This is a genomic window from Prescottella defluvii (assembly GCF_000738775.1).
GTDB classification, from domain to species: domain Bacteria; phylum Actinomycetota; class Actinomycetes; order Mycobacteriales; family Mycobacteriaceae; genus Prescottella; species Prescottella defluvii.
Window position 1 is genome coordinate 137,059 of record NZ_JPOC01000051.1, and the last position, 7,575, is coordinate 144,633.

General features: G+C 70.1%; 7 protein-coding genes. All 7 read right to left on the minus strand.

Annotated elements, in window-relative coordinates; translation table 11 throughout:
* Nucleotides 1-30 precede the first annotated feature (30 nt).
* Nucleotides 31-693: a 4'-phosphopantetheinyl transferase Npt gene (gene npt / locus IJ15_RS0118395; protein ID WP_031939816.1), complete on the minus strand. Its 663-nt coding sequence runs from the start codon at nucleotides 691-693 to the stop codon at nucleotides 31-33.
* 13 nt (nucleotides 694-706) lie between these two features.
* The gene (locus IJ15_RS0118400; protein WP_031939817.1) at nucleotides 707-1,630 is read right to left on the minus strand and encodes a metallophosphoesterase family protein; all 924 of its coding nucleotides are present in this window, start codon (nucleotides 1,628-1,630) and stop codon (nucleotides 707-709) included.
* Between the two features lie 4 nt (nucleotides 1,631-1,634).
* Nucleotides 1,635-2,975 carry an MATE family efflux transporter gene (locus tag IJ15_RS0118405; protein WP_031939818.1) on the minus strand — a complete coding sequence of 447 codons (1,341 nt, stop codon included), beginning with the start codon at nucleotides 2,973-2,975 and terminating at the stop codon, nucleotides 1,635-1,637.
* A 40-nt stretch (nucleotides 2,976-3,015) separates the two neighbouring features.
* A complete protein-coding gene (locus IJ15_RS0118410; protein WP_031939819.1) occupies nucleotides 3,016-4,017 on the minus strand; it encodes a DHH family phosphoesterase in 1,002 nt (333 codons plus the stop codon).
* Nucleotides 4,018-4,029: 12 nt separating this feature from the next.
* Nucleotides 4,030-4,515 carry a 30S ribosome-binding factor RbfA gene (rbfA, locus tag IJ15_RS0118415; RefSeq protein ID WP_031939820.1) on the minus strand — a complete coding sequence of 162 codons (486 nt, stop codon included), beginning with the start codon at nucleotides 4,513-4,515 and terminating at the stop codon, nucleotides 4,030-4,032.
* Between the two features lie 54 nt (nucleotides 4,516-4,569).
* Nucleotides 4,570-4,860, minus strand: a complete 291-nt coding sequence (locus tag IJ15_RS0118420; protein WP_031939821.1) for a DUF503 domain-containing protein — start codon at nucleotides 4,858-4,860, stop codon at nucleotides 4,570-4,572.
* A gap of 120 nt (nucleotides 4,861-4,980) precedes the next feature.
* On the minus strand, nucleotides 4,981-7,575 hold a 2,595-nt coding region (gene infB, locus IJ15_RS0118425), incomplete at its 5' end, for a translation initiation factor IF-2 (protein ID WP_231569581.1).

Consider the following 7,575-nt stretch of genomic DNA (forward strand, 5'->3'; position numbering starts at 1 on the left):
CGCCGGCCGGATCACCGACTCGGCTCCTCGTCAGCTCACCGTGATGGTCGTGACGATCAGCCCGTCGGAGACCAGCCAGCGGCCGTCGAAGCTCGTCAGCGGGGCCGATCCGTCGGAGGTACCGCCGGGCACCAGCAGCCTCGAGTGGAACGAACCGGTGGTGCCGTCGCCGCTCTCGGTGAACGTGATGTGCGCGTCCTCGAAACCGAGCCAGCGCCCCGTCAGCGGAAACCAGGCCTTGTAGGTGGTCTCCTTGGCGCAGAACAGCAGGCGGTCCCAGTGCACCTGCGCCGGTTCGACGGCGGCGAGCCAGTCGCGTTCCTCCGGCAGGCTCACGGCACCGAGGACGCCGTCGGGCAGCGGCCCGTTCGGCTCGGCGTCGATGCCGACGCTGCGCACCTGCATCGCGTAGCCGAGCACCGCCGCGCGGTACCCGTCGCAGTGCGTCAGGCTTCCCACGACACCTCGCGGCCACACCGGAGAACCCTTGTCGCCCCGCAGGATCGGCGCCGGCTCCAGACCCAGATCCGCCATCGCCAGGCGTGCGCAGTGGCGGGCCCCGATGAATTCGCGGCGACGCTTCTCGACCGCCTTCGCGATCAGCGACTCCTCCTGCGGGTGCGGCTGCAGCCCTTCGGGGTCGGAGAACAACTCGGCCGAAGCCACACCGGCGGGCAGAATGCGCTCGATCAATCCAACTCCCCTGTCAGCGCTGTGCGCGCATGCGTTCGTACTCGGCTTCCTGCTCGGCGGTGATCCGGAAGTGGCCGCCGAATTTGTTGAGTGTGCCGGGCGCGTACTCGGGCACCGGCAGGATCTGCCGGAGCAGCTTGTCGGGCAGGCCGCGACGCTGCCATTCGCGCGGGTAGCCGACGGACACCTCCTCGAACCGCACGCCGTCGTAGTACGTCGTGCGGGGAATGTGGAGGTGGCCGTACACGCAGCACATCGCGTTGTAGCGGGTGTGCCAGTCCGCGGTCGAGGTGGTGCCGCACCACAGCGCGAACTCCGGATAGTAGAGGACCTCGGTGGGCTGGCGCACCAACGGGAAGTGGTTGATCAGGATCGTCGGAATGGACGGATCCAGGGCGTCGAGCCGCGCGCGGGTCTCCGCGAGGCGGGCCCGGCACCACGCGTCCCGAGTCGCGTAGGGCTCCGACGACAGCAGGAACTCGTCGGTGGCCACCACGTTCTTGTCCCGCGCGATGCGCAGGCCGTCGGCCTTGTCGATCGCCCCGGCCGGCAGAAAGGAGTAGTCGTACAGCAGGAACATCGGCACGATCGTCGCCGGACCGCCCGCGCCCTCCCAGACCTGGTACGGATCCTCCGGCGTGAGCACACCGATCTCGCGGCACATGTCGACGAGGTAGTCGTAGCGGGCCTTCCCGTGCATCTGCACCGGGTCCTTCGCCGTCGTCCACAGTTCGTGGTTGCCGGGCACCCAGATCACCTTCGCGAAACGACTCCTCAGCAGCGTCAACGCCCAGCGGATGTCGTCCGTCTTCTCCGCGACGTCACCCGCGACGATCAGCCAGTCGTCGGGCGAGTCCGGGAAGATCTCCTCGGTGATCGGACGATTGCCCCGGTGCCCGACGTGCGTGTCGCTCACCGCCATCAATTTGCCTGCCACACCACTACCCTTTCGTCTCCCGGACTTGGAGATCGGAACCCCCGACGGCCCAGCGGCCCGACGCTGTGCGCCACACCACAGCGAACATCCGCAGCATGAGGAACACAGTAAGCCCCGTCCAGATTCCGGCCAGGCCCCAGTCCCACGCGAGCGACGCCCAGATGAGGGGCAGGAAACCGACGAGTGCGCTGGTCAACGTCGCGGTCCGCAGGAACGCGGCGTCGCCCGCGCCCAGCAACACGCCGTCGAGTGCGAACACCACACCCGCGATCGGTGTGATGCCGACGAAGAACCACCACGCGACCGCGGCCTGTTCGAGCACCGCGGGGTCGTCGGTGAACACGCCCGGGATCAGTGCGTGCCCGGCCGCGAAGACCAGTGCCAGCAGCATCGCGAACACCACCGACCAGCGTGTCACCCGCCACGCCAGACGCGTCGCGCCGGCCGCGTCGCGGCGCCCCAGCGCGGCCCCCACCAGGGTCTGCGCGGCGATCGCGAGCGAGTCGAGCGTCAGCGACACGAGGTTCCACAGCTGCAGCACCACCTGGTGGGCCGCGACGGACGCGGCACCGAAGCGGGACGCGACCGCCGCGGCCGACAGGAAACAGGCCTGGAACGCCAGGCTGCGCAGGATCAGATCGCGGCCGAGGACCATCTGCGCCCGCATGACCGCGACCCGCGGCCGCAGTGGCACCCCCGAGCGCAGCAACGCCACCCCGAACAGCACCGCCGACGTCGCCTGGCCCGCGACGTTCGCGATCGCCGAACCGACCAGCTCGAGCCGGGGCGCCCCGGCCACACCGTGCACCAGCAACACACACAGCACCGCCGAGATCGCCTGCCCCACCAGCACGAACTTCAGGGGTCGCATGGTGTTCTGCACACCACGCATCCAGCCGTTGCCGGCCATCGCGACCAGGATCAGCGGGGCGCCGAACACCGCGACCCGCAGCCACTGCTCGGCCTCGGCCGCGATCTCGCCGGATCCCGCGATCAGCGACGTGATCGGCCCGGCCGCGAACTGGACGGCCACGACCAGCACGGCGCCGATGCCGAGGGCCAGCCACGTGGCCTGCACACCCTCCCCGACCGCGTCCCGCTCCCGGCCGGCGCCGTGCAGGCGCGAGGCCCGGGCGGTCGTCCCGTACGACAGGAAGGTGAGCTGGGTGCTGATCTGCGCGAGTACGAGCCCGCCGACGGCGAGTCCCGCGAGCGCCAGGGCCCCGAGATGCCCGACGACCGCGAGGTCGAGCAGGAGGTAGAGCGGTTCCGCGGCGAGGACACCGAGCGCGGGCAGGGCCAGCCCGAAGATCCTCCGGGGGCCTACCTCGGCGGTCTCGGGGATCTCCGGACTCTCGGTGGTGTGGTCGGACGTCCCGGTCAAGTCAGCCGAGGGTTTCCCGCAACGCGGCGACGACGGACTCACTGCTGCCCGACGCGGTGTAGCCGGCCGCGAACCGGTGCCCGCCGCCACCGAGTCGCTCGGCGACCGCCGAGACGTCCACCGACTCCTTCGAACGCAGCGACACCGACCACGAGTCCGGCGCGGACTCCTTGAACACCGCGGCGACCTCCGCCTCGGAGGTGGTGCGCACGATGTCGATGACGCTCTCGACCTCCTCGGACCCGAGTCCCGCGGAATCGGCGCAGCGGATCACCGCGTGTACCAGTCCCCGCCCCTGCGCGGCGTCCGGCACCAGGGCCGCGGACGACAGCACGGAGCCGAGCATCGGCAGCCAGCCGAACGGGTGCGTGTCGAGCAGTCGGCGCGCGATGGCGGCACCGTCGATGCCGGTGCCGAGCAGTCGCTCGGCGAGGGTGTGCGTCCCCGGTTGCACCCAGCGGAAGCATCCGCTGTCGGTCACGAGTCCGGCATACAGGCAGTGTGCGACGTCGGCGTCGATCTCCACGCCCCACAGGTCGAACAGCTCCGCCAGTACCGACGCGGTCGCCTCGGCGGACTCGTCGATCAGGTTGAACATCCCGAAACGGGTGTTGGATCGGTGGTGGTCGATCACCAGCGACCGCCGCGCCCCACCCAGGCGGGACGCCAGCTTGCCGAGCCGTCCGGCACTGCCGCAGTCGACCGTGACGAGCAGGTCGACGTCGTCTTCGACCGCGTCCGCCGACACCAGCAGGTGGGTGCCGGGCAGGCCCGACATCGACACCGGCAGAGCGTCCGGCGCGGCGAACGACACCTGGACGGGAATTCCCTTGCGTTCGAAGACCATCCCGAGCGCAAGCCCGCTGCCGATCGTGTCGGCATCGGGTTGGACGTGACACAGGATGGTCACCGACGTCGCGCCCGCCAGCACCTCGACCGCGTCCTGCGCATGCAGGTCCTGCGGGTCGAGGGCCGGGGGCACGGTTTCCGGACTGTGGGTCATGGGCGCCGCGGGTCAGTCGTCGTCGGACGAGGACACGTCCCCGGGGGCCAGCCCATCATCCCCGGCAGCATGCGACTCCTTGTAGGGGTCGGCGTCGCCCGCCGGCTGCGCGTTCTCCCGGGCGCGGGCCACGGCGTCGTCCGCGGCGCGGGCCCGTGCGAGCAGTTCTTCCATGTGCCGAGCGGTGTCGGGCACTGTGTCCGCGACGAACGTCAGGGTGGGCGTGAACCGCACCCCGGTCCCGGCGCCGACCTTGGAACGCAGAACGCCCTTGGCCTTCTCGAGACCCGCGGCCGCGCTGGCGACGTCGGGCTCGGAGTCGATGTTCTCGCCCATCACGGTGTAGTACACCGTGGCGTCGTGCAGATCGGCCGTCACCTTCGCGTCGGTGATGGTCACGAAGGCCAGACGCGGGTCCTTGATCTCGTGGTCGATCGCCGTCGCGACGATCGTGCTGATTCGCTTAGCGAGCCTGCGTGCGCGTGCAGGATCTGCCATGGCAACCAGTCTCCTCTCTTCGGATGTCTCCGCCGTCAGCCCTGCCGGACGGTGCTAGTCGTTGGGGCCGAAAATTCTTCGTCGAACTGCAAGCAACTGCAGTTCCGGTCGTCCGGCGACGTGCCGTTCACACTGATCGAGCACCTCGTGGACGTGGTCGACCCCCGAACTGGCCACCGCGACGCCGATCAGGGTTCGCCGGTAGCGGTCCTGCTCACCGGTCTCGGCAGCCGACACGCCGTACCGGCGCAGTTCGGTCAGAACCGGCCGGACCAGCGACCGCTTCTCCTTCAATGACCGCACATCGCCGAACAGGATGTCCATCTCGAGCGCACCGAGATACACCAGTCCTCCCTCCGGTGAACAGCATCGAATTCCGGCACTGCCGGGTGTCGATCCTCGGCATTGCCGAGGCGTCCCTCCCCGGTGGCACCAGGCCACCGGGGAGGGACGCGTGCCGTGGGACTAGTCCCGCGGCTTCTCGCGAAGCTCGTACGCCTCGATCACGTCGCCGACCTTGATGTCGGAGTACGTGACGGTCAGACCGCACTCGTAACCCTCGCGGACCTCAGTCGCGTCTTCCTTCTCCCGCTTGAGCGAGGAGATGGTCATCGTCTCCGCGATCACCACGTTGTCGCGGATCAGGCGTGCCTTCGCGTTGCGACGGACGATGCCCGACGTGACGAGGCAGCCGGCGATGTTGCCGATCTTCGACGAACGGAACATGGCGCGGATCTCGGCCTTGCCGAGCGCCACCTCCTCGTAGACCGGCTTGAGCATGCCCTTGAGGGCCTTCTCAACCTCGTCCAGCGCCTGGTAGATCACCGAGTAGTACCGGATGTCGACGCCCTCGCGGTTCGCCAGCTCCGTCGCCTTGCCCTCGGCACGGACGTTGAAGCCGATGATGATCGCGTTGGACGCGGACGCCAGGTTGACGTTGGTCTCGGTGATGCCACCGACACCGCGGTCGATCACTCGCAGCTGCACCTCGTCGTCGATCTCGATCCCCATGAGGGTCTCTTCCAGCGCCTCCACGGTGCCGGAGTTGTCGCCCTTGAGGATGAGGTTGAGCTCGTTGTGCTCCTTGAGCGCGGCATCCAGATCTTCCAGGCTGATGCGCTTGCGGCTGCGTGCAGCGAGCGCGTTGCGCTTGCGTGCGTTGCGGCGATCGGCGATCTGCCGGGCGATCCGGTCCTCGTCGACCACGAGCAGGTTGTCGCCTGCACCGGGGACCGACGTGAAGCCGACGACCTGGACGGGACGCGAAGGCAGTGCCTCCTCGACGTCGTCTCCGTGCTCGTCGATCATGCGACGGACGCGGCCGTAGGCATCGCCCGCGACGATCGAGTCGCCGACCCGCAGGGTTCCGCGCTGGATGAGCACGGTGGCCACGGGGCCACGGCCACGGTCGAGGTGAGCCTCGATCGCGACGCCCTGTGCGTCCATGTCCGGGTTGGCCCGCAGATCCAGCGAGGCATCCGCGGTCAGCAGCACCGCTTCCAGGAGGGCATCGATGTTGGTGCCCTGCTTGGCCGAGATGTCGACGAACATGGTGTCGCCGCCGTACTCCTCGGTGACGAGGCCGTACTCGGTGAGCTGCTGACGGATCTTGTCGGGGTTCGCCCCCTCCTTGTCGATCTTGTTCACCGCGACCACGATCGGCACGTCGGCCGCCTGGGCGTGGTTGATCGCTTCCACCGTCTGCGGCATGACACCGTCGTCGGCCGCGACCACGAGGATCGCGATGTCGGTGGCCTTCGCACCACGGGCACGCATGGCGGTGAACGCCTCGTGACCCGGGGTATCGATGAACGTCACCAGACGCTCGTTGCCGTCCAGCTCGGTCAGCACCTGGTAGGCACCGATGTGCTGGGTGATGCCACCGGCCTCGCCCTCGCGGACGTTGGCCTTGCGGATCGTGTCGAGCAGGCGGGTCTTGCCGTGGTCGACGTGACCCATGACGGTGACCACCGGCGGACGCGACTCGAGGTCTTCCTCGTCGCCGGCGTCCTCGCCGTAGGTGAGGTCGAACGACTCGAGCAGCTCGCGGTCCTCGTCCTCCGGGCTGACGACCTGGACGACGTAGTTCATCTCGCCGCCGAGCAGCTCGAGGGTCTCGTCGTTCACCGACTGAGTGGCCGTGACCATCTCGCCGAGGTTGAACAGCGCCTGGACCAGTGCCGACGGGTTCGCGTCGATCTTCTCCGCGAAGTCGGAGAGCGATGCGCCGCGAGCGAGACGGATGGTCTCACCGTTGCCACGGGGCAACCGCACGCCGCCGACGGCGGGCGCCTGCATGGAATCGTATTCCTGGCGCTTCTGCCGCTTCGACTTGCGACCGCGACGCGGAGCGCCACCGGGACGACCGAAGGCACCCGCGGCACCGCCGCGACCACCGGGACGTCCACCGCCGCCACCGGGGCGACCGCGGAATCCACCGGGAGCGCCTGCACCTGCACCTGCACCGGGAGCACCGGCACCGGGAGCACCGCCACCGCCGCGGTAGCCGCCGCCACCGCCCGGACGACCGCCGGGGGCACCGGGACGGCCGCCGCCGGGACGACCCGCACCGGGTGCGGGACGTGCCGCACGCTGCGGCATCGCACCCGGACTCGGACGGGGAGGCATCGATCCGGGGCTGGGACGGGGACCGCCCTGGCCGGGAGCCGGACGCGGGCCGCCGGGACCTGCAGCCGGACGCGGAGCGCCGGGAGCACCCGGACGCGGAGCGCCGCCCTGCGGGCCCGGACGCGGAGCACCCGGACGCGGGGCACCGGGTGCCGGACGCGGGGCCGGACGCTCGGCGGGAGCCGAGGAGTACGGGTTGTTACCGACGCGCGGCGGCTTCGGTCCGGGGCGCGGACCGCCGGGCTTGGGGCCCGGAGCGGCCGGAGCCGCCGGAGTTGCTGCTGCCGGCGCGGCCGGGGTAGCTGCCGCTGCCGGGGCAGCGGGTGCCGCCGGAGCGGCCGGTGCCTGCGGGGCAGGCTTCGGAGCCGGCGGAAACCCCGGCGGCTCCGGCCGCTCCCAGCGCTCCGGCCGCCAAGGTGCCCGGTCCGCGTC

Excerpts from the sequence above, each read along its gene's own strand:
- rbfA (WP_031939820.1), bottom strand. The coding sequence starts at position 4,515 with ATGGCAGATCCTGCACGCGCACGCAGGCTCGCTAAGCGAATCAGCACG.
- IJ15_RS0118410 (WP_031939819.1), bottom strand. The coding sequence starts at position 4,017 with ATGACCCACAGTCCGGAAACCGTGCCCCCGGCCCTCGACCCGCAGGAC.